This window comes from Methanocalculus chunghsingensis, assembly GCF_018132105.1.
Lineage (GTDB): Archaea > Halobacteriota > Methanomicrobia > Methanomicrobiales > Methanocorpusculaceae > Methanocalculus > Methanocalculus chunghsingensis.
Map to the genome: position 1 here is coordinate 132125 of NZ_JWHL01000002.1, position 26061 is coordinate 158185.

General features: G+C 54.4%; 26 protein-coding genes and 1 other RNA gene. 9 read left to right on the plus strand and 18 right to left on the minus strand.

Features of this window, described 5'->3' with window-relative positions; all coding sequences use genetic code 11:
* Positions 1–35: 35 nt before the first annotated feature.
* Genes arcS through RJ53_RS02270 form a run of 3 tightly spaced genes read right to left on the minus strand, consistent with a single transcriptional unit; the run spans position 36 to position 3672 of the window.
* Complete coding sequence (gene arcS / locus RJ53_RS02260; RefSeq protein WP_211529981.1) at positions 36–1670, minus strand: archaeosine synthase subunit alpha; 1635 nt, start codon at positions 1668–1670, stop codon at positions 36–38.
* Positions 1667–3112 carry a tRNA guanosine(15) transglycosylase TgtA gene (gene tgtA / locus RJ53_RS02265; protein WP_211529982.1) on the minus strand — a complete coding sequence of 482 codons (1446 nt, stop codon included), beginning with the start codon at positions 3110–3112 and terminating at the stop codon, positions 1667–1669. The genes arcS and tgtA overlap by 4 nt, the downstream gene beginning before the upstream one ends.
* A 2-nt stretch (positions 3113–3114) precedes the next feature.
* Positions 3115–3672, minus strand: a complete 558-nt coding sequence (locus tag RJ53_RS02270) for a TIGR00296 family protein (protein WP_211529983.1) — start codon at positions 3670–3672, stop codon at positions 3115–3117.
* 116 nt (positions 3673–3788) lie between these two features.
* On the opposite strand from RJ53_RS02270, the gene rnpB reads away from it, so the two are divergent.
* Positions 3789–4123, plus strand: an RNA gene (gene rnpB / locus RJ53_RS02275) — RNase P RNA component.
* A gap of 52 nt (positions 4124–4175) precedes the next feature.
* Positions 4176–4733: an XRE family transcriptional regulator gene (locus RJ53_RS02280; protein ID WP_211529984.1), complete on the plus strand. Its 558-nt coding sequence runs from the start codon at positions 4176–4178 to the stop codon at positions 4731–4733.
* A 2-nt stretch (positions 4734–4735) separates the two neighbouring features.
* Here the strand turns inward: RJ53_RS02280 and tpiA are convergent, their stop codons facing one another.
* Positions 4736–5404 (minus strand): triose-phosphate isomerase, encoded by a 669-nt coding sequence (gene tpiA / locus RJ53_RS02285; protein ID WP_211529985.1) that lies wholly within the window; start codon positions 5402–5404, stop codon positions 4736–4738.
* A 1-nt stretch (position 5405) separates the two neighbouring features.
* Positions 5406–5906 carry a multiprotein bridging factor aMBF1 gene (locus tag RJ53_RS02290; RefSeq protein WP_211529986.1) on the minus strand — a complete coding sequence of 167 codons (501 nt, stop codon included), beginning with the start codon at positions 5904–5906 and terminating at the stop codon, positions 5406–5408.
* 56 nt (positions 5907–5962) lie between these two features.
* Here RJ53_RS02290 and RJ53_RS02295 point away from each other — a divergent pair, with 56 nt between their 5' ends.
* Complete coding sequence (locus RJ53_RS02295) at positions 5963–7207, plus strand: proteasome-activating nucleotidase (RefSeq protein ID WP_211529987.1); 1245 nt, start codon at positions 5963–5965, stop codon at positions 7205–7207.
* Here the strand turns inward: RJ53_RS02295 and RJ53_RS02300 are convergent, their stop codons facing one another.
* Together RJ53_RS02300 and RJ53_RS02305 are read right to left on the minus strand one after the other, a co-directional pair.
* Positions 7208–7594 carry a DUF5804 family protein gene (locus RJ53_RS02300; RefSeq protein WP_211529988.1) on the minus strand — a complete coding sequence of 129 codons (387 nt, stop codon included), beginning with the start codon at positions 7592–7594 and terminating at the stop codon, positions 7208–7210.
* Between the two features lie 12 nt (positions 7595–7606).
* Complete coding sequence (locus RJ53_RS02305) at positions 7607–8788, minus strand: proteasome-activating nucleotidase (protein WP_211529989.1); 1182 nt, start codon at positions 8786–8788, stop codon at positions 7607–7609.
* 44 nt (positions 8789–8832) lie between these two features.
* On the opposite strand from RJ53_RS02305, the gene RJ53_RS02310 reads away from it, so the two are divergent.
* From RJ53_RS02310 to RJ53_RS02320, 3 genes are read left to right on the plus strand one after another with little or no spacing between them, the layout of a single operon-like run.
* Positions 8833–9243 carry a DUF126 domain-containing protein gene (locus tag RJ53_RS02310; protein WP_211529990.1) on the plus strand — a complete coding sequence of 137 codons (411 nt, stop codon included), beginning with the start codon at positions 8833–8835 and terminating at the stop codon, positions 9241–9243.
* On the plus strand, positions 9243–10367 hold the full coding sequence (locus tag RJ53_RS02315) for a TIGR04013 family B12-binding domain/radical SAM domain-containing protein (protein ID WP_211529991.1): 1125 nt from the start codon (positions 9243–9245) through the stop codon (positions 10365–10367). Before RJ53_RS02310 ends, RJ53_RS02315 begins: the two co-directional genes overlap by 1 nt.
* Entirely contained in the window at positions 10364–11032 is a 669-nt protein-coding gene (locus tag RJ53_RS02320) for a metallophosphoesterase family protein (protein ID WP_211529992.1), read from the plus strand. The genes RJ53_RS02315 and RJ53_RS02320 overlap by 4 nt, the downstream gene beginning before the upstream one ends.
* Here RJ53_RS02320 and cyaB read toward each other — a convergent pair.
* The gene (gene cyaB / locus RJ53_RS02325; protein ID WP_211529993.1) at positions 10983–11525 is read right to left on the minus strand and encodes a class IV adenylate cyclase; all 543 of its coding nucleotides are present in this window, start codon (positions 11523–11525) and stop codon (positions 10983–10985) included. The two genes, RJ53_RS02320 and cyaB, sit on opposite strands and share 50 nt — an antisense overlap.
* Positions 11526–11581: 56 nt before the next feature.
* Between cyaB and RJ53_RS02330 the strand changes: the two genes are divergently transcribed.
* Complete coding sequence (locus RJ53_RS02330) at positions 11582–12286, plus strand: peptidylprolyl isomerase (RefSeq protein ID WP_211529994.1); 705 nt, start codon at positions 11582–11584, stop codon at positions 12284–12286.
* 8 nt (positions 12287–12294) lie between these two features.
* Here RJ53_RS02330 and RJ53_RS02335 read toward each other — a convergent pair whose 3' ends face one another.
* Both RJ53_RS02335 and rqcH read right to left on the minus strand, forming a co-directional pair.
* Positions 12295–13320, minus strand: a complete 1026-nt coding sequence (locus tag RJ53_RS02335; protein WP_211529995.1) for an mRNA surveillance protein pelota — start codon at positions 13318–13320, stop codon at positions 12295–12297.
* Positions 13317–15218, minus strand: coding sequence for a ribosome rescue protein RqcH (gene rqcH, locus RJ53_RS02340; protein WP_211529996.1), 1902 nt, complete (start codon positions 15216–15218; stop codon positions 13317–13319). The genes RJ53_RS02335 and rqcH overlap by 4 nt, the downstream gene beginning before the upstream one ends.
* A gap of 118 nt (positions 15219–15336) precedes the next feature.
* Between rqcH and RJ53_RS02345 the strand changes: the two genes are divergently transcribed.
* Positions 15337–15756, plus strand: coding sequence for an EMC6-like membrane protein (locus RJ53_RS02345; protein ID WP_211529997.1), 420 nt, complete (start codon positions 15337–15339; stop codon positions 15754–15756).
* 6 nt (positions 15757–15762) lie between these two features.
* Positions 15763–17544, plus strand: a complete 1782-nt coding sequence (locus tag RJ53_RS02350) for a ribosome biogenesis/translation initiation ATPase RLI (protein WP_211529998.1) — start codon at positions 15763–15765, stop codon at positions 17542–17544.
* A 5-nt stretch (positions 17545–17549) separates the two neighbouring features.
* Here RJ53_RS02350 and RJ53_RS02355 read toward each other — a convergent pair whose 3' ends face one another.
* From RJ53_RS02355 to flaJ, 8 genes are all read right to left on the minus strand, one after another.
* Positions 17550–18044 carry a chemotaxis protein CheD gene (locus RJ53_RS02355; RefSeq protein ID WP_211529999.1) on the minus strand — a complete coding sequence of 165 codons (495 nt, stop codon included), beginning with the start codon at positions 18042–18044 and terminating at the stop codon, positions 17550–17552.
* A 19-nt stretch (positions 18045–18063) separates the two neighbouring features.
* Positions 18064–18681: a chemotaxis protein CheC gene (locus RJ53_RS02360; protein ID WP_211530000.1), complete on the minus strand. Its 618-nt coding sequence runs from the start codon at positions 18679–18681 to the stop codon at positions 18064–18066.
* A gap of 4 nt (positions 18682–18685) precedes the next feature.
* Entirely contained in the window at positions 18686–20887 is a 2202-nt protein-coding gene (locus RJ53_RS02365; RefSeq protein ID WP_211530001.1) for a chemotaxis protein CheA, read from the minus strand.
* A 1-nt stretch (position 20888) separates the two neighbouring features.
* Complete coding sequence (cheB, locus tag RJ53_RS02370; RefSeq protein ID WP_211530002.1) at positions 20889–21944, minus strand: chemotaxis-specific protein-glutamate methyltransferase CheB; 1056 nt, start codon at positions 21942–21944, stop codon at positions 20889–20891.
* A gap of 3 nt (positions 21945–21947) precedes the next feature.
* Positions 21948–22310 carry a response regulator gene (locus RJ53_RS02375; protein WP_211530003.1) on the minus strand — a complete coding sequence of 121 codons (363 nt, stop codon included), beginning with the start codon at positions 22308–22310 and terminating at the stop codon, positions 21948–21950.
* 67 nt (positions 22311–22377) lie between these two features.
* Positions 22378–23181, minus strand: coding sequence for a CheF family chemotaxis protein (locus RJ53_RS02380; protein WP_211530004.1), 804 nt, complete (start codon positions 23179–23181; stop codon positions 22378–22380).
* 21 nt (positions 23182–23202) lie between these two features.
* On the minus strand, positions 23203–24444 hold the full coding sequence (locus RJ53_RS02385; protein ID WP_211530005.1) for a LapA family protein: 1242 nt from the start codon (positions 24442–24444) through the stop codon (positions 23203–23205).
* Positions 24444–26060, minus strand: a complete 1617-nt coding sequence (gene flaJ / locus RJ53_RS02390) for an archaellar assembly protein FlaJ (RefSeq protein ID WP_211530006.1) — start codon at positions 26058–26060, stop codon at positions 24444–24446. The genes RJ53_RS02385 and flaJ overlap by 1 nt, the downstream gene beginning before the upstream one ends.
* Between the last annotated feature and the right edge of the window lies 1 nt (position 26061).

Below are 26061 nucleotides of genomic sequence, written 5' to 3' on the forward strand. Positions count from 1 at the left end.
CGAAATACCCAGAAATAATCTCGTATATATTGTTCCTATGACTTCTTTACTTTACGCACTTTTACAGCAATACCGCGCGTTGATCGGATCATCTCATCTGCGGACATCATTGCTCTCCCAGTTGCACGCACCCCTTCTCCTATGACAAAGACCTCATCGCCGTCCCGGATGGCGGGATCAGCAGACTGGACACCTGGAGCCAGGATGTCACCCTGGGGGACGAACCCCTCGATGGTGACCCGGTAACAGTTAGGGAGCAGTGCCCACCCCTCGATCGTCGGCCGAAGGAGTCCGGTTCCGGGATCGAAGGAGAAGAGCTGCTGGCGGCCTGCAAAGACCTTCCTTTCAGGGAACCGCCCTTTGATGATCATCTTCCTCGTATCCGGCTTCACCCCAAACTGCCAGGCAAGCGTTCCACCGACAATATCAGGGGCTCTCTTCCTCTCCCCGGCGAGTGCGTCACGTAGTGCCCCGGTAGATTCCCATGAGACAGGACGTCCATCTGTACAGGTCTCTTCAAGGGAAATTCCCGCAGAGGCTGCTGCCTTTCTGGCGACCTCAAGCGCCCCCCCCTCCAGGTGGGCGATGACCCGCCTGTATGGATGGGTCCTGAGGTACTCTGTCAGGTATTCTGCAAGGATCGCCTGCTCTTCATGATCCCAGTGGCCGGTCACCGGCACATCGTAATGGGCGGCCGGGTAGATCAGCTCAAGCTCCCGTGGGACGACACCGAGTGGGGAGGTGATGATCACCTCATGCGCCCTCCCGGCGATCGCATCCTGGAATTTTCGGTGGCTTTGGGAGAGAGAATACGGCTTCTTTGCAGAACAGGGGAGAAGGACACAGACATCCCAGGTATTCTGGGTGAATCGTCTGATGACACGATCTTCAAACCTCCCAATCTCGGCCCGGTACATCGATTCCTGGGTATGTGCCCGGAATGGCGTTGTCCGGGCGATGGGGGCTGCCTTCTCCATCAGATCGCTCTTTCTGTCGAGGTGACGGAGTATCGAAACGAGCGATGCATCAGAGCGGCAACGCGATTCGATCAGTTCCCTCAGCTCACCCCTCTGCAGGAGGGCGGTTGCGAACCGGATCTCGTGGAGGAGTGCCTGCCGGTTATGCTCCCTGAGATCCCCCGTCCGGCACCCGGAGCAGCCGCAGATCCCCTCATCCAGCCATGAGCCGGGATAGATGCCTTCCGGGGTGCAGAAGAGTCCTTCTGCGGACTTCAGATCGACGGCGATGGTATCGAAGAGATCGAGACCGGTTGCTATCAGCATCGCTACATTTGAAGGGAGTGCCGATGCCGGTGCATAGCGTGCGGCATCCGGTGGCAGAGCGCTGAGGAAGGTCTCTACCCAGTCCGCATAGGTTCGTGGGTTTGCAAGGGCGGTATGCCATCCTGCGATGATCGCCGCGTCTCCCGAGGATACATTTCCTGACATCTGTGGATGTGCCGGGATCGGTTGATCGAGAACCTCACCGGCATATCTCTGTACAAACTCCGCATCTGCCTGGAGTGGTATATTCGAGAGAGGCCGGGACGCCAGATCCGGAAAGAGTTCTATCGGATTAATAACGGCGGGTGTCTGGATCTGCTCATCGTTGATGGTGAAGATTCCCTGCCTGGCAAGCCCATCTCGCTTACGGACCTCAAACTGCGTCATGATATCACCACAGCGTCAGGGAACCGCTTTTTTATATGATGGACAAGATCCGGAGAGGCAGAAAACGTTACTTCTGTCTCCGGGTTGGCGGCGAGGAGCGCATCGACTCCCGTAAATGCAGATGCGAGCATCGCATCATCCCAGGCAGGGACCTCGTTCTGGCCTATCGGGAAGGTCTCGGAGAGTTCCCGTGGTACTGCACCAAATGGCGGGCGGAGTTCAAGAACCTCCTCAAAGTCCTGCGGCTCAGGCCCGCCGCAGAGGATGAGCGCCTTTGATGAGAGGGCGATTCTTGGGATCATCCTCTGAAACCGGATCACCTCGGTCCGCTGGCAGGACTCGTCTCCCCGGTAGAAGAATCTCCGTTTGGTTGCACGATCTGATCGTTCGAGGAGGTCGCCGGCTTTCAGGAGTTCACGATACCCGTCGAGGAGTCTGGGGTGTGATCGGCACCGTTCATCCACAAGCTCCCAGAGGGTCCCTTCCTGGATGGAGAGGCGGACACGGGAGATCTCGGCCTGTGTCACAGCAAGGTTATGGGTCGCAAGGAGCCGTTCTTTCTGATCTGATGCGCGAAGTTCATCTGCGGTATGTGAACGGCAGACAGCACAGGGACAGGGGAGCTCTGCCATCTCGGCGAGCTTGAGAGTGCCGGACGGGGTGATGTAGCGCCCCTCCCGTGCATAGAGGGCATATGCCGCGGAATCGAAGATGTCACAGCCCATTGCAGCCGCAAGAGCGAACATCGAGGGGTGGCCTGCACCAAAGAGGTGGACACATGCCCCTGAGGAGAGTCCCTTTTTCGCGGCGAGAACCGAATGGACAAGCTCACGATACCGGTAGCCTTCAAGGAGCGGGACGACTGCGCCGACCGGGCAGAATGAGAACCCAAGATTGCTCACCTCCCGCCCGGCTGTCTCTCTCAGATCAGCGTGGATACCGCCCTGGACCGGCCCGGCGATTGGTGCATCGTCACCAAAGATCTCTCGTGCCTCGCGGAGCCGTTCCATCGTGATGGCAAGCTCTGATTCGACGGTCTCACGTGGTGCATCAGGATGGGTTGGAATATCGAGTGGTACCCAGATATCGCTTCCGATATCCCGCTGAAATGCCAGTGTCGTCTCATTTGTCGTATCAACCGATCCATAGACCGAGAGCTGAAACGATCCGGAATCGGTCATAATCAGGCCATCAAAGCCGAGGAGGTTGTGGAGGCCGCGGGATAATGCTTCCTCGCGGAAATCAGCACTCTTTGAGAAGATGTAGGCGTTTGTGATCAGCCCTTCAATCCCCATTGCCGCCATCTCACCTGGAGGAACGATCTGGATATGCGGGTTGACGACCGGGAGGAGTGCCGGGGTTCGTATTCGTTTATCACCGACGGTGAGTCGTCCGACTCGTCCGGCGATGTCCTTATGCATCACTTCAAACTGTATTGACATGGTTATTCAGAGAAGATCTGGCCCTCGAATCTGAGGACGGCTATCTGGTCATCCCGCCAGCATCCCGGCGGAAGACCTGCTTTCATACAGGTCTGATCGAGGAACTCGGCACCCGACCATCCATATTCTGTTGCTACCTGCGGGAGAAGGAGTCCGGATCGACCCCGTCCCTGGATGATCAGGCCATGGCGGCCGATGATCACCTGGTCTGCCCTCTCTTCGGGAGAGGTGGGGATCTCTTCGGGCAGAGAGAGTACTGTCACCTCAATTCGTATGAGGGGGAGTTCCTGCACTCTTACCGGTGGGAATCTGGGATCCTGCAGGGCAGCGGATGTTGCTGCTTCGATAATGGCTTCGCCAAGCGGCATCACCGGCATCGGAATACCGATACAGCCCCGAAGTTCCCTGTTCCGTGTGAGGGTGACAAAGACTCCCCTCTTCTCGTCAAAGATCGGCGGAAGAGGCGGGGGCTGATACTCCTCCCGGTTCAGGGCCGCCGTCATGGCTTCACGGGCGAGGGCAATCCCGGCCCTGCCGTCCCCCTCATTGAGAAGCTGCATATATAATCATCATCGCAGGAGCAGAAGATGCTATCTCCGGATGAACGAGGATTAATGAAGAGATAGATCATATACTATATACTGTACCTGGGGCTTTGGCACCATGGTCCAGCGGTGAGAGGGAGAGTGCGGCTGACGGTGACCAGTTCTGGTCGCTGAGGAAAGTCCCCCCACCTTTCAGGCGCGCAGCCTCGTGCAAGCGGGGATGGCGAGAGTCATGGCAATGACACAGAAACGACACGTCCTGCCGCCAGCGATGAAACGACCGAGCCCCACCATCACTGATGGTGGTGCGATACCTAACTCGTTGAGCGTAACGGCAGGGATCGATGGAACGGTGAATCCCTGCGGGTGCAAGCCAAACAGGGCAGAAGGGATGCCTGGATCCCGCCCGGGTACGGCGCTTAGCTGAATGCCGCAATGAACAGAAGGGGGCTTACTCCTCCCACTCACCATCAGTCTGTTGAAGACGATCTTTTTCTCATATAACTCCTAGTAATAGTATGCATGTTCCATCACCTGAGGAGCTGAGATCTGCCCGACGGAGGATTGGGCTGAAACAGGCCGATCTTGCACACAGGGCCGGGATCAGTCAGTCGATGATCGCACGGATTGAGCGTGGCTCCGTCGATCCCCGTGTCAGCACCCTCCGGCGCATCGTTGATGTCCTCACCGCTGCAGAAATCCCGGCGGTTACCGCTGGAAGTGTGATGCACTCCCCTGTCGTCAGTGTTTCACCGGATGACTCGATCCTCTCGGCCGTTGACAAGATGGAGCAGATGGCGTTTTCGCAGCTGCCTGTTCTCAAAAATGGTGTTCCCGTCGGCTGTATATCAGAAGCAGCGATTCTGACTGCCATTGGTGAACAACGGCATCCTCGCGGGCATCATCAGAAGGTCCATGATTTTATGGAGGCGAGCTTCCCGACCGTACCCCCCGAGATCGAGATCGAGACGGTCGTCTCTATCCTTGAACAACATCATGCCGTCCTCGTCATGGCAGAAGGCCGGGTCGAGGGGGTCATCACGAAACATGACCTGATCTCCCTCATTACCCGGTAGGATCAGCACCTTGAGACGAGATCCCTGAGAACTGCCTCAGGATCATCTGCCTTGACAACACCGGATGCCAGAAGCACTCCGGTACAGCCGAGATCGAGTGCAATTCTGACACATTTGCCCGAATGTATCCCGGCACCTGCCAGAACCTTCACGGAAGGGTTCTTTTCTTCAGCGGCTCGGACGGATCCCTCAATGATCCCGGGATCTGCTGTTGCAACAGAGATACCTGATCCGATCAGTTCCGGGGGTTCAATTGCAACATATGACGGCCCGAGTGCCGCCGCGCCTGCTGTTGCCCGTATATTATTCGTGCAGATGACCGTTTGCAGCTTTGCAGACTCCGCTGCGGCAAGGCCTGCTTCGATCTCAGCGAGGGTGAGGCGCCGTTCGGAATGGTTGATGAGGGTTCCTGAGGCACCTGCCATCGTCAGCATATACGCAGGGATCCGTCCTGTGTGGGCACCGGCATCGACCCCGTCAATATGCTGGGCGAATACCGGTATCGTATAGTGCTTTGCCATACGGCGAAGTTCGGTGAAGGAAGGTGCGATTCCGATCTCAACACCGGTATCCTCCATCACCGCCTGTGCCGCCCGTGCTATCCGATCTGCGGAATGGCCGGTTCCTTCCCGGTAGGTCTTGAAATTGATGAGGATGAAGGGGGAGGTCATCTCACTTCCTCTTCACCCTGATGACATCCCCAAGCGTCGTCTGGGTCTTCTCTGTACCGGTGCCCTCTGCGACTATACCGTCAGAATCGATCAGGCGTATCTCAAGGGCGGCTTCTATCTTCTTTCTGACCGCGTCTTCAGGTGTCAGGTCTCCGTTCTCAATCTTTCTGATAAGGTGCTCCTTCTCCTTAATCTCAAGGGCAAGCTCCTTCTGGGAGATGCCCCGCTCAAGGCGGGCTTCACGGATCCGATCCGCATAGTCTTCAACAATATCCCCTTCGATGAAGTCGAAGACGTCGCGTTTCCGTCTCGGAGGTGCGCTCGGAGATCCTCCTGGCGTCATCCTCCCGGGTGTTCCCCTCGGTCCTGTCTGGACCTGCACCTCCGTCCCGAGCCGGGCACACCGATCACAGACCTTCATCGGCGTTGATCCTTCAATTCTCACCGTCTTCGATCGTCCTTTAATAATCTGGCCACAGGCTTCGCATTGTTCGGATTTCATGTAATATCCCAAAGAACTTTATACCTTTTTTCTCCTATATATCTATTTGAAGGATTATGGTTACGAAATCTCGCATACCTGAGGATACTCATCATTCTGAAGATACGTATCGGATGGTGATTGAGCGTCTTTCTGAACTGGAAGCGCGGAATCAGGAGTTGCGGGAGGAGCTTCGCCAGTCGAAGACGGATCGCCAGTATCTTGAAACCCAGAAGGTCAGGTACGAACGGGAAGTCCGAAAACTCAGGTCTGAGATTGAGCAGATGAGAAGTCCCCCACTCATCGTCGGGACGATCATCGATGTTGTCGACTCAAACCGTGCGGTTGTCAGGAGTAGTGCTGGACCGAAATTCCTTGTCCGAACATCACAGTTCATTAATATCGATGATCTGAAGCCCGGTGTCCGGTGCACAATGAATCAGCAGACCCTGGCCATCGTCGAGGTGCTCCCCTCCGCCTTTGACTCCCAGATCTACGGGATGGAGGTGGAGACCCGCCCGACTGAGACGTATGTCGATGTCGGTGGCCTGAAAGAGCAGACCATTGAGGTCCGGGAGGCAGTCGAACTGCCTTTGAAGAAGCCGCATCTCTTTGAACAGATTGGGATCCTCCCCCCGAAGGGTATTCTTCTCCACGGCCCGCCGGGTACCGGGAAGACCCTTCTTGCCCGGGCTGTCGCGCATGAGACGGAAGCTACCTTCCTCCGTGTGGTCGGCTCCGAACTCGTCCAGAAGTATATCGGGGAAGGGGCGCGGCTCGTCCGTGAACTCTTTGAGAGTGCAAAGAAGAATGCCCCCTCTATCATATTCATCGATGAGATCGATGCAATCGGGGCATCGAGAGGTCAGGAGACCTCATCCGGCGATCGTGAGGTTCACCGCACCCTGATGCAGCTCCTCGCTGAGATGGACGGGTTTGACAACCGGGGTGATGTGAAGATCATCGGGGCAACGAACCGGATAGATATTCTGGATCCTGCTCTCCTTCGCCCTGGCAGGTTTGACCGGATCATTGAGATTCCACTCCCTGATGTCGAGGGACGGCTCGCGATCCTCAGGATCCATACAAAGAAGATCACCCTTGCAGATGACGTTGATCTCCTTGCGCTTGCACGTGTCACTGAGGGAAAGAACGGTGCTGATCTCTCTGCAATCTGTATGGAGGCCGGAATGTTTGCAATTCGTGATGAGAGGCCCTCCGTTACCAGGTCGGACTTTGAGAGAGCGATCAGGAAGATCTCTGCAGACTTCGATCGCAATAAGGTCTCACAGATGGCATCCATCGGAACGATGTTTGCCTGATCAAGCTTCTTTTTTTATTTCATCCTGAGAACAGAAGACGGTCAGATCATGGCTCGTCTCATCATCTGAGATGGTGCAGAGATATCTGTGCTCCCATTCTGCACCTGGATAGCCGAGCTGGCGTTCATAGATCTCACGGGCAAGCTTCTGGGAGAGAAGTACCCCATCCCCGGTCTGGAAGAGGAGATCTGATGTGTATCTCCGGATGTACCACCGGAGTTCTGAAGCAAGCGAGAGCCCTGATCCAAGTGTCGCAACAGCCACTTCGACGACCCCCCCTGCCCGCCTCTGCGGGGGATAGAACCGGAGGATCATCCTGCTCGTCTCGGACTCCAAAAAAGTACGGTACAGGTCAATGCCGGGTTTTGATATAAAGATAACCAGCATGACCGTCGAATATCAGAGATACATGCGGACATCCTGTTCAGGCATCTCATGCCTGACCTTCCGGATGGCTGCATCAAAGTGTTCTTCTTCGATTGCGGTTGCACTCTCACGGACTGCGATCATCCCTGCCTCGCGACAGATGGCCTCGAGTTCGGCCCCGGTTGCTCCTTCAGTGCGGGAGACGATCGATGGAAGCCTGATATCTCCGAGGGAGAGGTTCCGTGTGTGGATTTTGAGAATCTCGGTCCGTGATCCCGCATCCGGGAAGGGGATCTCGATGATTCTGTCGAACCGCCCCGGCCGGAGGAGTGCCGGATCAAGCATATCTGGCCGGTTTGTTGCGGCCATGATCCTGATGTCACCACGGTTGTCAAACCCGTCCATCTCAGCGAGGAGCTGCATCAGGGTGCGCTGCACCTCGGCAGATCCGGAGGTGCCGTCATGGGTCCGGGTACTCCCGACTGCATCGATCTCATCGATGAAGACGATTGATGGCGCCCTTTCGCGGGCAAGTTCGAAGAGTTCCCGTACGAGTTGTGCCCCTTCACCGATGAATTTATGAACCAGCTCGCTTCCGGACATCCTGATGAAGGTGGCGCTTGCATTATGTGCCACAGCCTTCGCGATCAGGGTCTTCCCTGTTCCGGGTGGTCCATACAGAAGGATGCCCTTTGGTGGCTCGACACCGAGGCGTGCATAGACCTCAGGACGGGTGATCGGATACTCGACCGCTTCCCTCACCTCTTCAATCTCCTCTTTGAGACCTCCGACCTGCTCAAATGTCGCAGATGGAGATGTTTCAAGTTCCATCACACGGACCCGGGCGTCATAGGTCGTTCCGATGACCTTGATGATTGAGAGCGCGTTATTGACTGCGACCTTGCTTCCGGCTTTGAGGAGTGGATACAGATCATCAGATACCTGTGTGATATACTCCTGATTGTTCCCCTGCTGGCGCAGGTACACCTCACCATCAGGCAGCTTCTCGATGACCACCGCGACAAAGAGGGGGAGTCGTTTGAGCTGGGCGTTCTCCCGCTTCAGCTGGGCATTCTCCTCCCGGAGTTTTGCCACATCTCTCTGCTGGGTCTCAACCTTCTCCCGGAGCTCGATGAGTGATTCATACAGTTCTTTCAGCTGCTGTGACTGGAGCGTTGAGTCTTTTCCAACATTGTCGATGAGCGTTTCGTCCATGTCTATAATATAGTATATCCTCTCACCATTTATTAGGTGTCATCGTGATAATCAAAGCAAGATCAATCTCAAAAGGAACCGGAAGCGGCAGGCTTCTCGTCTCGGAAGCCCCCATCTCATTCCTCTCCGGTGTCGATCCGGCAAGCGGCATCATCATTGAGGAAGGTCATCCCCTGCAGGGTGTCTGTATCAAGGATACTGTCCTCGCATTTCCTTTCGGGAAGGGATCGACCGTCGGATCCTACATCATCTATGCCCTCAGGAGGAACAACGTCGCTCCCGCCGCCCTCATCAACGCCGAGGCAGAGGTGATCATCGCGGTCGGTGCAATCATGGCAGGGATCCCGATGATAGACAACCTGGAGGGGGGCTTCTCCCAGCTTCAGACCGGTATGGCCGCAACAGTTGATGGGGATGCCGGGGAACTCCGGCTGGAAGATCCGGCTGATTCGTGATGCAGGTCACCTGGCGGGATATCAGGGCTGCACGGAACACCTATGCGGCTCTCTCAGCCGCATGCGAGGTGGCGGGGTATGACCTTGTCCCATCCGACTCGTCGACCGGCGGGATCATCTGCTACAGCCTAAACAGCATCAATGAACCCCGCCTCAGATCCGAGATCCGGGACGCCCCCGGTATCACCATCGTCGGGGGGCCTCATGCATCTGCCTGCTATCGCGAGGTGGCAGAGTATGCAGATTATGTCATCGTCGGGGAGGGTGAGCGCACTCTCCCCCGCCTCCTTGATGCGATAAGGACCGGATCATCCGGGAGAATTCCGGGTGTGGCGACAAAGGACGGCTATACCCCTGTTGATCACACCGTCCTCCTCGATGCGTATCCATGCTTCTCCAGGATCAAAGGATATCTTGAGATCTCGCGGGGGTGTCCGCATGCCTGCGCATACTGCCAGACACCCCGGCTCTTCGGCAACCGCATGAGGCACCGGGGTATCGATGCGATCGCGGCATCGGCAGCGCATATCTCTGATGCGAGGTTCGTCACCCCAAATGCCCTCGCATATGGGTCTGACGGGAGAAGACCCCGGCTTGACAAGGTCGAGGCACTCTTCCGCCGCCTCAAAAAGAACCGGATCTGGTTTGGGACATTCCCCTCCGAGGTCCGGCCGGAGTGGGTGACTGATGAGGCACTCGATCTCATCTGCACGTACACTGCCGGACGGAAGATCCATTTCGGTGGTCAGTCCGGGAGTGATCGGATCCTCTCCATGATCAGGCGCGGCCATACCCGTTCTGATGTGGAGGTGGCTGTTGATCGGGCAGTGTCCCATGGGCTCCTCCCCATCGTCGATATGATCGTCGGGTTCCCGGGAGAGTCTGAAGAGGATCTCGGGATGACCATCGATCTCATCCGGCAGATCACCAGATATGGAAAAGTACATCTCCATTACTTCATGCCGCTCCCCGGTACTCCGCTTGCATCATCTACCCCGGTACAACTTCCCGCTTCAGCGGAGAAGATCTTCGGATCGCTCGCCCTGAGCGGGCGGCTTACCGGGTACTGGACGGAACCGGAACGAAGGTTTTTGAATCCTACAGGAGATACAGAAGAGATATGATGAAAGCATTGCTGCTCGCCGACCTTCATGGCACCTATGATCATATCGACGATCTCCTCACGACCGACCCTGACTGCCTCTTTATCGCAGGTGATCTGACGCAATTCGGACCCGTCGAGGAGATATCGGCACTCATCGACCGGCTTGATCTCCCCGTCCTTGCTGTTCCCGGGAACTGTGATCCCCGTGACTCGCTCTCCTTCCTCGAGGATTCAGGGGCGGTCTGCCTGCATGGATCCTCCATATCCTTCAATACCATCACCATCGCAGGTATCGGGGGATCGAACCCGACACCGTTCAATACCGCGTTTGAATGTTCAGAAGAGGAGATCGATGAGACGATGGCCGGGATGGTCCAGAGAATGGAGAAGAATCAGACGAATATCCTCATCTCCCATGCACCCCCGTATGGAGCGCTCGATGAGGTCTCCCCCGGTGTCCATGTCGGCTCAACGAGTATAGCGAAGTATCTCAAAGCCTTCGATATCGTCTGTTGTGCTCATATTCATGAGCAGAGAGGCGTTGTAAAAGTTGGAGAGACCTGGGTTGTCAACCCGGGGCCCGCATCTGAGGGCTATGGTGCCCTCATTTACATCGGTGATGAGAGCGGCGATATCAGGATTGAGCTGATTGCTCTTTCTCAAGATAAAGCTCAAGATAGCTGAGGCAGAACCGTTCCCCGATAATCCCATATTCAGTAGCAATCCTCTCTATCTCTTTTTCCGCTTCCTCCGGGGTGAGATCCCCTGCCGCCTCAACCTCTGCGAAGGTTCCAAGCCCGTCCACCTGGTCGAGGGTTACCGTCGCCCTCCCGACGCGATATGACTCCCGGTATTTCTGCACAGCAGCCGTCTTCTGATACCCGATCCGGTTGAGGATTGCATCCATCGTCTCACGTGACTCGACACGGATGTTTAACTCTTCACGTGCCTTCAGTGTGCCGCACCCCACCTTCGGCCCTTTGTAGGTGAGGACCGCCGTCTCTCCTGCTTCCCTGAGGCGGAGCGCCTCATCAGTCTCTGCAAAGTTCCGAAGCGGCCCCTGGTAGTAGGCATCATACTCCATCCCTTCGCCAAGAAGTTCTGCCCCGGATGCACGGAGTCGTTCTCGTATCGGTGCCAGATCACTGACCCTGACCTTTATCTCAATCTCAAGCATGCGAAACCACTTCTTTAAGTATTATTCAGCACCATTTAATAAGACAGGGTATCATTATGGCTATCGAGAATGGCGTTTTTATCCGTCTCTCCTACACTGGATCCATCGAAGGTATCCCCTTTGATACGACCAGTGAAGAGACCGCAAAGGCATCAGGTATATTCAATGAGAAATCACGGTACGGCCCGATGGTCATCCGTGTCGGAAGCGGACATGTCATCCCTGGTCTTGATGAGGCTCTTACTGGTGCCGGGATCGGTGTCGAGCAGACTGTCTCCGTCACCCCGGAGAAGGGTTTTGGCCCCCATGACAGGGAGCAGGTGAAGGCATATCCGTTCAAGGCATTTGAAAAGAAGCCGACGATCGGAACCAGGATCTCCCAGGATAAGAAGGAGGGTGTCGTCGTCGATATCATCGGCCAGCGGGCACTCGTCGATTTCAACCACCCGCTTGCAGGGAAAGAACTCGAGTATACCTTCACCGTTGAAGAGATCGTGACAGATGACGTAGAGAAGATGCAGGGCATGATCCGGCTCTTCTCTGGTCGTGATATCGATATCGAGTTCGCAGATGGGAAGGTAACCATGCATCTCCCTCCCGGGATCAACTATGATCAGCGGTGGTTTATGTGGCGTGGCACCATCGTCCAGGAGATCTTCAAGGTCAGCGAGTCGGTCTCTGAGATCGTCTTTATGGAGACCTTCAGACGGCCCGAGCCACCGGCAGCCGAACCTGAGACAGAAGAAGAACCAGAGGCCTGAACCGGTCTTCAGTCAATCGCATATCTGAGGAGTGCGGCGATACCGCCAAGCCCCTCAACTCTTTTTCCAGGCTCAAATTCCGTCGAGAGGACGATGATTGATGCCTGCATCGACTCCGCTTCCTCCATAATACGGGCTACTTCGGGAGTCCGGACTGCTGTATCAGAAACGATCAATTGTTCAGCCGCTCCAAATGAGACAGCCCGCTTCACATCATCAATTCCATAGGTGACGGGATCACTGCGGGCTACCCGCTTGAAGATCTCATCAACCGCCCGAACTTCAGCGGCGAGCTGGAGATCCTCTGCCACCTTCTCAAGAACCCCGTCGCCTATCGCCTGCTGGATTGCACCATATCCGCTCCGCTGTGTATCGACGACCATGATCCTCGATGCCAGGTCAGGAGCATTGGATCGGATATACGCTACACACTCCTCTTTGATGAAGCCGGGGCCTGCTATGACGATAGGCCCTGTCACCGAGGTGAGGAAATGCAAAATCTCCTTGAAAAGTGTCTGGCGGGTGTTTTCTCCCCGCGTCTTTCCGCTCCCCCCGGTGATGGTGGTGATCCGTTCAGGCCCGTACTGGCGGACCCGGCAGATCTCTGCCTCCCCTTCCTCGACTGCAATGATATGAACCGCATCATACAGCGATGCCTTCACCGCACGGTCGATCCGCTCGAGATCGGTCCCCCTCCATCTCCTGATGACTGAGATCTCATATCCGGTCTCGATACTGAAGCTGTGATGGAGTCCGGGATCAGGGCCGTCACGGATGATGCCCGCCACCCGGAGTCTCCTTGATTCAGGGACGAACTCAACTCTCTCGACCTCAATACCGAGCCGGACCGGCCGCTTCTCAACCTTGTCAGGACGGATCTTATCAGAGGACTGCTCAACCGTTCTGAGGGTTGTTGCATAGACACGATCCCCTGCCTCGATAAGGTGGGAGAGATGCCAGAGATCATCGAGAGACTCAGGGTGAAGCTTGATCTCACCGACGTTCCGCTTCAGATCACAGTATACCGCTTTCATGCATCTTCCCGGATATCAGATCCCCCGGCCGGAACGAAGGCGGCGACCGCCTCGGTTGAGAGGACGCTCCTGAGCAGTTTCGCATCAGTCGCCGAGATACTCTCCCGAAGAATCCGAACAGCCTTCTTTGCGATATCATTTGGCTCAAACGTGCCCGGAGTGAGCCTCACCATCTCTTTTGCCCTCTCTGCGATGGCACTCTCCGGACCTCCGATGACGGCGAGGGTCGGCTCCGTCACGACCCCGATGGCGACACCAAGGGGTACCGAGTGGTAATACTTCCGCTCTCCCCTGATCACAAATGCACCTTTCGCGATGTATTCGCCGGACTCCGGTGTCTTGCTGACCTGATCGGGGCGGACAGCATAGACATCGCCGGATCCATACCCGCTCTTCCAGAAGTTTGAGAATGACGCGGCAAAGGCGGTCACTTCATCCATCCGTTCGGTTTTTCCTTTTACAATGACGACACTTCCTCCATGAACATCGGCATGGACGAAGGTGTCGCCCCCCTCCATGTACTTTCTGACGAGCTCCTCGTTCTGATCGGCATCCCTTCCTCCGATGACAAGTACCCCGTCACTCGTCTCAAACCAGCGGAACCGGTGGTACCATTTCGGCTTCTGCCGCTTCTGGATCGGCTTTGCCTCCTTCTTCGGGGCAGGTGGGCGGCTCATCGCCCGGATGGCTCCTTCCTTCTTGGATCGGAACTTCTTCATCTGATCATAATAGACCCCTACATTCCCTTCGACACTCTTCTTGATCGAGATGGTCACCTTCATCCCAAGATCCAGAATGACGGAAGCCTCAGCGGGATTGACCGAGATGATCTTCTCTGCAGCCGGGTGATCAGCATTCTTCAGGACATCCGCAATCTCCTGCCATGACATCTTCTCCGCAGCAGCAGCAAGGGTGGTGATCACATTCTGAACAACCGAATAGTGCTCGTAAATGAGCTCGGCTGCTCGTTCTGACTCGCTGATCTTCGCCTCGAACTTTATGATTGCAGCTTCCTGCTGGCGCCGGATACGTTCCTCACGGGAGAGTACCTCCTTTTTTGCTGCCTCCTTCTCCTCGATCTTTGGGAGCGGATAGAACTGCGATAGCGCTTCGGAGAAAGTCGGATGTTCCGACACCGGGACGGATCCGGTGAGTGGAAAAGGCCAGCACCCCCGCCCATCGATGACAGGTCCGGTTATGGATTCCGCATCGCTCAGGATGCCTCTGTATGCTGTATAGAGGCTCTGAAGGATCCGATCATCGAGGTATTTCGTTGGAAATTCTTTCTCAACACCTGCACGTGCACAGAGCTCCTCGCTCATCACACCCCCAAACATCAGGCTTGTGGCGATGGTTCTGACGAGATCACGATCTGATGCTCTGAGGATCTCACTGAAGGCCTCAAATGAAAGGGCGGCCAGATCCGGCCCGCTCATCTCATATACCTCGCCAGAAACGATCTCCCGCTCACGGAAGCGCCGTCTCTTCAGGGCATTCTGGATGACATTATTCTCATCGGTGAGGATGATATTCCCTTCATCGAAGAGCTCGATGATCATCTTCAGAATTCCATCCCCTTTCCCGATCTCAAAGATGACCACCCGTTCAATGCTCTTCTGCGTCACCGAGAGGACTTTTCCCCCCTCGATATACTTCCGGAGGTACATCGAGTACCCGGATGGATTCTTCGGGGCTGGTGGAAGCTGGGGAACCGTGTGGGCACGCCTTCCTATCTCCACAAAGAAGAGATGACGTGCCTTATTTTCGCCATTGAGGCGAAACCCAAAGTTCATGGTGTCATATTGATAGATCTTTCCGATCCAGAGAGGAAGAAGGCTCTTCATCTCCGCGGTCAATGCGGTGAGATCAAGTCCGCTCATCCCCTGTTTTGTCGCCATGTTAATACCAAGATACATAAGATGCGAAGACTAAAAAATACTCCACTGGTGCAATATGAGTAAAGGTCCAAAGGAGAAACGTCAGATAAAGAGGGATCCAAAGGAAACTCCCGGAGAGATGAAGGATCCTCAGAATCTGCGTGTCAATAGCGAGGATTCACAGGAGGAGCTTCCAGAGTCGAAAGAACCTGCAGAAAAGAAGGCAGTAAAGAAGGATCCACAACAGAAGCGACTTGAGAAGAAGGAGCAGCATATCAAGCGGGTGAAGAGGACGCTCATCGCCTGTATTATGGGTTTCTTTGCAGGTGGCCTTTCGTTTCTTCTTGGCGGAGTACCGGATGCCACCGGTATACAGCCAAATACCTTTCTTGCCGTGCTGCTTCTGATGGCAGGTATCGTCTTCCAGAAGCATATTTTCATGCTGATCGGAATTGATCTTACAGAGCTCGGGAAGAAAGACTGGTTTTACCAGGGTTTCATGACATTTGCTCTCTGGCTTATCACCTGGACGATCCTCCTGACCACAAGCATCCTCTGATTTACCATGCGTATTGCAGTCGTTCATAGGGATCGGTGCCACTCAAAGAAGTGTGGAACCGAATGTATCATTTATTGCCCGCGCGTCCGAACCGGCGATGAGACGATCGTCATCGGCGAGGATGATAAGGCTGAAATCTCTGAAGAACTCTGTGTCGGGTGTGGTATCTGCATCAAGAAATGTCCGTTTGATGCGATTGATATCATCACGCTCCCCGTAGAGCAGGAGTTTCCAACCCATCGGTATGGAAAGAACGGGTTTGCCCTCTATGGATTGCCGATCCCTGTTGAAGGGAAGGTCTCCGGTATCCTTGGTCCTAACGGGATCGGAAAGAGTACTTCTGTGGCCATCCTCTCCGGTCAGCTTCAGCCCAACCTTGGCGGGGAGACCGGGGATGCAGAGTCATGGGATCTCATCTTAAGACAGTATGCCGGAACAGAGCTCTTCGATTACATCAAAGCGGTCTCTGAAAAAGGTGTCAAAGTCGCCGTCAAGCCACAGTATATCGACGGTATTCCGAAGGTATTCAAAGGAAAGGTCGAGGATCTCCTCCGAAGGACTGATGAGACAGGTCGGCTTGATCATTATGTCAGGGAACTTTCTCTGGAGAATGTTCTTGAAAAGAATGTTGATACCCTCTCAGGAGGAGAGCTTCAGCGAATCGCATTCACTGCCTGCCTCTCCCGTGAGGCCGACTTCTACTTCCTTGACGAGGTCACTCCATTTCTCGATATCTACCAGAGGATGGCGGCTGCCCGGCTGATCCGTGAACTTGCCGCATCCCGGCCGGTTATGATCGTTGAGCATGATCTTGCGATCCTTGATCTCCTCGCCGATACCGTTCATATCGGGTATGGAAAACCTGCCGTCTTTGGTATCATCACCCGTCCAAAAGGCGTCCGTGTCGGGATCAATCAATACCTCGAAGGATTCCTTCATGAAGAGAATGTCCGGTTCCGCGATCACCAGGTTGTCTTTGAGACGCGATCCCACAATAAGACCGTTGAACGCGAGACGCTCCTCTCCATACCCTCAATGACAAAGAGCTTCCCGGGCTTTACGCTCACGATCGACGGTGGTGACATCAGGCGTGGGGAGGTCCTCGGTGTTGTCGGGGCAAATGGTATCGGAAAGAGTACCTTTGCAAACCTCCTTGCAGGTGTCTATGAGCCGGATGCCGGATCCGGGAAGATGGAGCGGACACTGAAGGTCGCCTATAAACCCCAGTACATCAAGGCGGGATCTGATGCCACCGTCGAGGAGCTCCTCCGGGCTGCGACCAGACGGTTTGATACCTCGTATTATCAGCATGAGATCATTGAGCCGCTGATGCTCGCACCGATCCTCCAGTCTCCTGCTGACACACTCTCGGGAGGAGAGCTTCAACGTCTTGCCATCGCCCTCTGCCTCTCCCAGGATGCGGATCTCTATATCCTTGATGAACCGAGTGCCCACCTTGATGTGGAGCAGAGGATGAAGTCCGTGCGGGTCATCAAGCACTTTGCGGAAGGAAAAGAGGTCGGTGTTCTGGTCATCGACCATGATATGTATATCATCGATATGCTCTCTGAGCGTCTTCTCGTCTTTGAAGGAGAGCCCGGAAACCGGGGTGCTGCATATGGGCCGTTTGGGATGCAGGATGGAATGAACAGGTTCCTTGGCAATCTTGGAATCACATTCAGAAGAGATAAGAGCGGAAGGCCGAGAATTAATAAAGTAGGATCCTTCCTTGACCGGGATCAGAAATCACGGGGCGAGTATTATTACTCAACCCCTGATAATGAATAATTTTTTTATAGGTCCAAGCAGTTCCCATCCGCACGCCGGATTCTGACCTTAAAGCCTTCTGCCGGGCAGTAATAGACCGTCCGACCTTTAGACCCGCCGATATCCTCTCCTTTAATCGAGATCCCGCTCTTCTTCAGAAGCTCCTTGATTGCTTCGACGTTCCGAAGGCCGATCGAGAGGTTTCCACTGAAGTTCGCAAACATCTGGGCTCCGCCAACCAGCTTTGCCTGCAGGGTCTTTGGTGTACAGCCTTTCTTTAAGAGATCCTTTAAAAGGATTTCAACTGCTGTATCGGCATACTTCCCCGGACGATCACGTTTGCCTCCGCTCTCAGGGAGCATAATATGTGCCATGCCGCCAATGCCAAGCCTGGTATCATGGAGAATCAGGCCGATGCAGGAGCCAAGGCCGATTGAGGTCATCGGCTCTGTTCCAACATGATAATCTCCAATACCGATGACGATCGCTCGGGGATCAGTTCGGGGGTGGTTACTATCCATTCGGAGGCTCCCAGGGCTTTTAGCAATGAGCATTGAGCAGCTTATCCATCATTTCAAGGATCTGGGAGAGGGTGTTTATCTCCGGGAGCATCAGGAGATCTCCGTTGATCGCATACTGGTCACAGACAAGTTTGGTGTGGAAGAAGACAACCTCGTTGACATCACAGGCAACTTCGACAAGAAGCTGCTGGATTGCGGCATGCCCCATATCGACGACGAGAACCGGCGGAGAGGGGAGCATCACGATACCGAGGAGTTCGGCTGTGGCATCGAGAAACGCAGAGACCATGATATTGCCGATCTCATTGAGGGCACTCTCATCCATCTCGTTGATCTCACGATCCTCATCGGTCATCCCGAGCATTGTGTTCGTCATCCGGATGGCAGAGTGGAGAGGCATGAGGAATATGACATACCCTCCCTTCTCTATCTCCCCCTGCATCTCAAAGATTGCGAGTGCCGAGACCTCATCGGTGACATGTTTGTAAATATCTGCAAGATCGACGATCTCAACCGATGGTACCGTCATCTCAATCTGCCCCATCAACATCTGTGAAAGTGATGTTGCTGCATGAGAGGCTCCAATGTTTCCAAGTTCGCTTAGCGCGTCCAACTGTGCGGGTGTCAGGGCTGTCATACTATTACACCATTGTATTTACATCTAGTACCGGAACGACATATCCATCTCCAAGGATGGTAATACCGGAGATTCCACGGGTTACCCCGATGATGGAACTGAGTGGTTTGACCACCACCTCCTGCTGACCTTCGACAAGGTCTACCGCGATGCAGCTCTTTTTGTTGTCATACTGCACCACGACAAGGATCTCGGTCTCTTCTGAGAAGCCGAACATATCCTCAAGCATATGGAGGGGGAGAACCTCATCCCTGAGGAGGATGGATTCCTGTGTTCCGATACGGTGGATATTCTCTCTTTTCATACTCGCCACCTCAACGATGGCACTGATCGGAATTGCGATCCTTCTGTTGTTGAGCCTGACGATCATCACCTCGACGATCGCCATTGTCGGAGGAAGGAGGAGTTCAAAGGTCGATCCCTTCCCTTCATGTGATGTGACCCGTATCGTTCCCTTCAGCGACTCGATAGCACCTTTCACAACGTCGAGGCCGACACCCCGTCCACTGATATCGGTGATGGCATCTGCTGTGCTGAAGCCGGCATGGAAGAGGAGGTTGATCGCCTCTTCTTTCGTCAGCTGTTCAGCCTGATCCTGGGTGAGGATCCCCTTCTCGATCGCCTTTGCCTTCACTTTTTCGACGTTAATGCCGGCGCCATCATCCCGGAGCTCAATGATAACATTGTCGCGGTCACGGCGTGCAGAGAGATGGACGAGCCCCTTGGCAGGTTTACCCGCGGCGACCCTCTTCTCCGGATGCTCGATACCATGGTTAACGGCATTCCGGATGAGGTGAAGGAGGGGGTCATTGAGGCCGTCCATGACACTTCTGTCAAGTTCAGTCTCTCCTCCATACATCACAAACTCAACCTCCTTCCCATCGTAATGGGCTGTATCCCTCACGACACGGGGGAGGCGGTTGAATATATGATTTAAGGGGATCATCCTGATATCCATCATCAGGATCTGGAGATCGGAGACGGATCGGTCGATCATCCCGATCGCCTCCTCCATCTCCTTCATCCTGTTCTTCTCTGCTATCTGTTTCAGCCTGCCACGGTTGATGACGAGGTCCTCGATCAGGTTCATCATCCGGTCAAGCTGCTGGATATCAACCCTGAGATTCTTGATCTCGCGGTTCTTCGTCTCAGTCTTCTTTGGTGCCTTCTCATCCAGGGCTGGTCCGGTCGCATTCTTTTTTACCGGCGTTCCGGGTGTGGCTGCGTCCTCGGGGATCACCTCGACAGATCTGATCTCAGGAACCAGTGCCGCTCTTCTGAGGGCATCGGGTTCACTCCCCGTTTTGATCTTCAGATGGAAGACCGAGTCGAAGTTTCCATCCTCGATAGCCTCACGGGGTGGATCAGAGGAGATGATCGTCCCCATCTCCTCGAGCCGCTCGATCGCGATGCAGGCACGGAGACCACGCATCGCCGATTCCTCATCTACCGATATGAGGATACGGTAGACCGGAAGGTCGGGATCCTCCCCTTCTTCTTCGATGGTGACAGAGGTGATCTCGGATCCTTCAGCCGCTGAGATGAGTGCCTCTCCCCCTGCATCGCTCTCAATCTCGATGATGATCGTCCCGTCAAATGTATCGGCATCCCCTTCAAGATCTGCAAGCGGCGGGTGAGTCCTGATGATGGTGCCGAACTGCTCAAGGTTGCCAATAGCGATCAATGCCCTGACATCCTTCATCTGGGATGCGTCATCAACAACGATCCTGATCCTGTACCGGGGAAGTTCGCTCTCCCCGGCTGATGCAGAGAAGAGTATTTCCTGAATCTGTGGGGATGGATCCTCTTTCTTCCCGGTCGGTATCCCTGAGGCTTTGAGTGCATCGACCAGCTCATCGACGTCAGCCGATGAGCTGTCTCCGCCTTCCTCGATTTCATCGATCATCTCCTCAATGAGATCAACCGTTCTCAGGAGGAGATCCATCAACTCCTGGGTGACTTCGACCTCCCTGTTCCTGATCGCCTGGAAAACATCCTCCATTGCATGGCAGAGGTGCTCCATTGTATCAAATCCCATTGAGGCTGAAGCTCCTTTGAGGGTATGTGCCGCCCGGAATATCTCGTCGATCGCACCGGGATCATCTCCTCCTTCAAGGATGAGGATGTTACGTACAATCACCTCATGGTTTTCCCGTGACTCTGCCACGAAGAGACCCCGGTACTGTTCAAACTCTGATTCGACCATCTTATCCTCCTATCTCCCTGACCGCACGGTGGATTTCAGCCGCCATCCGCCTCAGGGGAATGGTCTCATCCACCGCGTGATGCTCCAGTGCTGAGCGTGCCATGCCGTAGACGAGGCATTCATCCTCGCGAACGACGAATGTCCTGCCACCCGCTTCTTTCACCGCAAGCATACCAACCCCGCCATCACTCCCCATACCTGAAAGGATGACTGCGACGATACGTTTTCGATAGACCTGCGTTGCAGAGACAAATGTTTTGTCCACAGCCGGTTTGACACCATGGATCAGCGGGCCGCTTGCATGAACGACCTTCCCGGTGATCTTTCCAGGAGTGGAGGGGGCACTTGTCACTATGGTATGGTACCCTGCTTTTGAGAGGAGGATCCGGTTTATATCGATCAGATCCCCGTTCTCCGTCTCTTTCACCGGCAATGGGCAGATTCTGTTGAACCTCTCTGCAAGCGCAGCAGTGAACCCCACCGGCATATGCTGGGTGACGATCACCCCTGCACCAAGATCTGCGGGGAACATCGAGAGGAGAGTATCCAGCATCTGTGGTCCCCCGGCGGATGATCCAATCAGAACGAGGGTGTCTGAGCCCTCCGACCGGCCGGTGGCACCCGGAGTTGTTTTTGCCTGGGCTTTTGGGATCTCCTGTGGGAGGGTGGCGAGATGTTTGATCTTGGATCTGATCTCCTGGCCGATCTCGCGTACTTTCCGGATATCGGTCGGCTTTAAGAGAAAATCTGCAGCACCAAGCCGGATAGCCTTCAATGTCATATCGGCTCCTTCGGATGTAAGGGAGCTGAGCATGATCACCTTTGGTTGCTTATCCGGATGGAATCGTCTCAACTTTTTGAGGACTTCGATCCCGTCCATCCGCGGCATCTCAATATCGAGGGTGACAATATCAGGGTTGAGTCGTTCGATCTTGCTCAGTGCATCTATCCCATCGACGGCTGTGCCAACGATCTCGATCTCGGGATCCCTGCCGATGATATCCTTCAGAATCGTCCGCATAAAGACGGAGTCATCGACGATCAGGAGAGATATCATGTCTCACGACGCAAGCACATTCTTTACTTCATCAAGAACCTTCGGGGCCTGGAAAGGCTTGACAACATAGCCCCGTGCTCCACTTTTAATAGCGAGCTTCACCATCTGCTCCTGGCCGACTGCGGTGCACATCACAACCCTGGCACCGGGGTCCATCTTCTTGATCTCCTTGAGAGCCTCAATACCGTTCATCTTCGGCATAACAACGTCCATCGTAACGAGATCCGGCTTCAGATCCTGGTATTTTGCTACTGCTTCGGTACCATCTGCGGCCTCTCCGACGATCTCATGGCCCCCGGAGAAGAGGATGTTTTTGAGAAGCGTTCTCATAAACATCGTATCATCGACGATTAAAATTCTACCCATTCAGCATCCATCCAATTATTTGTGTTCAACTATATATAGAGATATCTTCTTTCTTATATCACCGCAATCAATTCGTACCGGATTTTGTGGCATCTGTGATGTATCTGACACCTTTTGCAGTCAGGTGGATCTCACGCCGGATCTCTTTAACCTCCGCCATATTCAGATTGATCAGTTTATCATAGATCCGATCGATATCCTTGAATGTCAGCTGAAGCATGTTCTGAATCGTGGATGAATCCATCCCGGAATAGACGAGCATTGCAATCTGCTGATCCATCGAGTCGAGGTCTGCTCCTTCAACCGAGAGGCCGGCGGTTATCTCTGAGAGGAAGTTATAGAGGATCTGGAGTGTCGAAAGCTGGGTGAGGACGAAGCTCGATACAAGCCCCTGATCCTCAAGGTGGTCGATCCTGACGACATCCTGTTTCTTCCCGTCGACCTCCCGCTTCGTCATCTCGATCCCTGAGACATCGGTGAGCGGGATACAGATCTGTTTACCCGGGGTCACAAACCAGATATCGCTCTTCAGAACCACGATTGCGCCCTTCTCCCAGGCGGCGTTGGTTATCAGGACGCCGCCACGAATCGCAGGGGACATGAAGAATGCCATCAGCCGGTAGGCACTGCACTTCATCAGTATCCTGTGTTTGATGACAAAGAGGACCTTCTCAACAGATACAAGCCGGATCTCGGTTTTATCCTTCAGATAGATGGTGAGCGTGTTCTTCTTCTCCTGGAGATCAACAATGTTCTTTAAAACGATCGTCTGGCTCACAGGAGCGGGAATAATAATCTGTTCATCCTCTATTGATATTTTACAATTGATCCATCCTTCATTATGTCGGACCTTCACAGGTGCTTCTACCATTCTCCTTCACCATCCTCGTCGTTATCTCTCTGATTCCTGAGCAGATTCCTCTTCCCGTCTGCCGCCAAGTTTTTTGAAGACCATCTCAAGCTCGTCCTCAAGCTCATCGGCGCGTACATCGACATTCCTGAGGTCCCGGACGAGGCTGAGATCAAGCTCCTTTTTAATTGTCTTGACGTCACCTTTGAGGGCACTGAGGATATCCATATCGCTGCCCCCTCCGAGTGCTCCAAAGTCCGGGACTTTCTGTTCCTGATCAGGCGTAAACTGATATCCCTCGTTAGCGGCGACAACCGTCGAAGGTTGTTCCTCCTCAGCGTCCTCTTCCTCCTCTTCATCAGAATCAGGAGTTGTAACAGAGCTTGTCTCAGGCTCATCATCGATATCGTCGATCTCATCGATCTCAAGAGCATCGAGGTCCTCATCGAGTTCGAGGGTATCGAGATCCATCCCGGACGAGAGTTCATCTGCATCGAATGCCTCATCATCCAGTCCGCCTTCCTGGGCGAGAATGGCAGCTGCATCATCCATGAATGACCCGGATTCCGCATCAAGATCGACTGATATCTCCTCGCCTCCGTCGGGATCGAGGAGTGGGCCGTCCATCCCCATCTCCCCGTCAAGTTCGGCAAATACGTCATCCTCAAGTCCGTCAAGGGAGATATCCCCGAATACATCGTCAGTGCTGCCACCAGATCCCTGTGTCACCCCCGATGCGGCGATTGCACCGGCCGCCGCCATCGCCTCGTCACGAGGGGATGATCTCGTTGTTCTCCCATCAGATCCGGGATTTTCAGGTGTTTGCGGCGAATTCCCCTGCCTACCTGCCCGTATCCGGGCGAGGCGATCCCTCAATCCTCCAAAGAGGCGCTTCTTCTCTGTGGTGGGAGCTGCCGCCACCGGCGCCTCCTCTTTCTTTGAACGCCTGAACCGGGCTTTCACGCCACCTGCGGCTCTGCCAAGGGGTGCAAGTGCCGCCTCGATCTTCTGGAACCCCCGGTAAAAGGATGGCATCTTCTCTTCAAACTTCTCCCGCCATCCCGGACCGGCCGGCACCTCCGGCTCGTCCACCTTTTCTTCTGCCTCCGCCCTCCTCAGGCGAAGATCAGAGAATGTGAGAGCCCCTGTCAGGAAGAGGAGGAAGACTCCCAGCACAAATGTGACAAGAAGGATGTAGATGACCGGAAGCTGGACAAAGATGAAGAATGTTCCGATACTGACCGTTCCCAAGAAGAGGATTATCCTCCGTACTGAATCTCTCATTATATTACCCCTCCTCCTGTTGAAACAAGTCCTTCCATGCTGAAGAAGACTTCAATAACCGGGGGAATCACCATGAAGAGCACCCCGGTGACGAAGACCATTATGGCTGCAAATGGATATGCGATACTCCTGTCTCCTCCGACAGCAAGTTTTGCGACGATAACATTTGATATGCAGATGATGATGAGAATATTGACGACGTACGCCCCGACGACGGCCTCGGGGAAGTCGACGAATATCCCAAGGGCTCCTCCTCCCACCCCGCCCAGAGGTGCAACCGTTGACTCGGAGAGCGCAGCAGATGCCGCATCAAAGTTTCCCATTACCTCGGTGATGGCACGGGAGAGGGTGACCAGGATATGATAGAGTGCGATGAAGATACCGGCCATCGCCGCATGCATTGGAATCAGCAGAACGATGAATCCCATGCTGATCATCTCACGCTTCTTTCTCATCAGCACCTGCTCAAGCATGGAATCAGCGACGACTGTCCCGATCTTCTTTGAGTCCCCACCCATATTGACGGTATCGCGGAAGATATTTAAGTACTTGTAGATGAAGTTGCTCCCACATTCGCCGACGAATTTTCTCCATGAGAGCTCCTCGTTGAGGCCAAGATTGAGCTTTGAGAAGACCGAGAGCATATGCGGCGACAGATGTGCCATCGACTTTTTGTCGATCTCTGCAAGTGCCTGGGACATCGTTCCACCTTTTCCCCCCATGATCGATCCAACTCCGCGTATGAAATTTGGGAACTCCTCATCCCGTGCGATAACATTCTTATTATCGATATAGGCAAGAATACCAAGCGGAGCGAGCATGATGCCGACGAGCATGAAGATGATCCCTGCCGGAACCCCTGCTGCCCATGTAAGGAGCCATGCTGCCACCGTTGCCGGGAGGATGATCTTCTCCATCCGGGCGATCATCCCCTGCTCTTTTGACAGCCATTCCATAGACTTATACACACGCTCGTCAGTTGGTACAGTCTGAAACATCGTTCCTATTCCGAAGAGGGAGATGAGGATGATGATCCAGTAGGTGATCGAGAGCGTCTCCTTCACATCGCCCGGTGAATAGATCGCAACCGAGATCATGATGGTGACTGCAATAACGACAGCTGAAAGGAGCATCGCGATATAGGCGTCCCCCCATTTCTTCAGGAGCTCAAATCCACTGTCCTGGCTGTTTCGGAAGATCTCCATCGATGAGGAGATCTCCCCATCAAGGAAGTCCTCATCCGGTACTCCCGACTCCATCGAGTTAGCAAACCTGTTGAGGAGTGTTCGAAGGATCTCGTTCTCAGTCCTCTCTGCAACAATCGATAGTGACTGAACATAGCTGTACCCCCAGCGCTTAACGAAGAACTCCACCTTCCTGATGGCTCTGGCGGGGGCATACTCCTTCCGCTCGGCGGTAGCCGCAAAGATCTCGGGACGCGAGGCACGGGCGATGGCAAGTGAGTTCATGTAGGTGACCATGAAGAGGATATCCGTGACCATCCGCCGCTCTTCAAAGACCCGGTTGATCCTGTCATAGACCTTCCCAAACTGATCCTCGAATGGGAGTTTGCCATTATTGCTCTCCCGAAGGCGGTCAACGACATTCTCAAACATT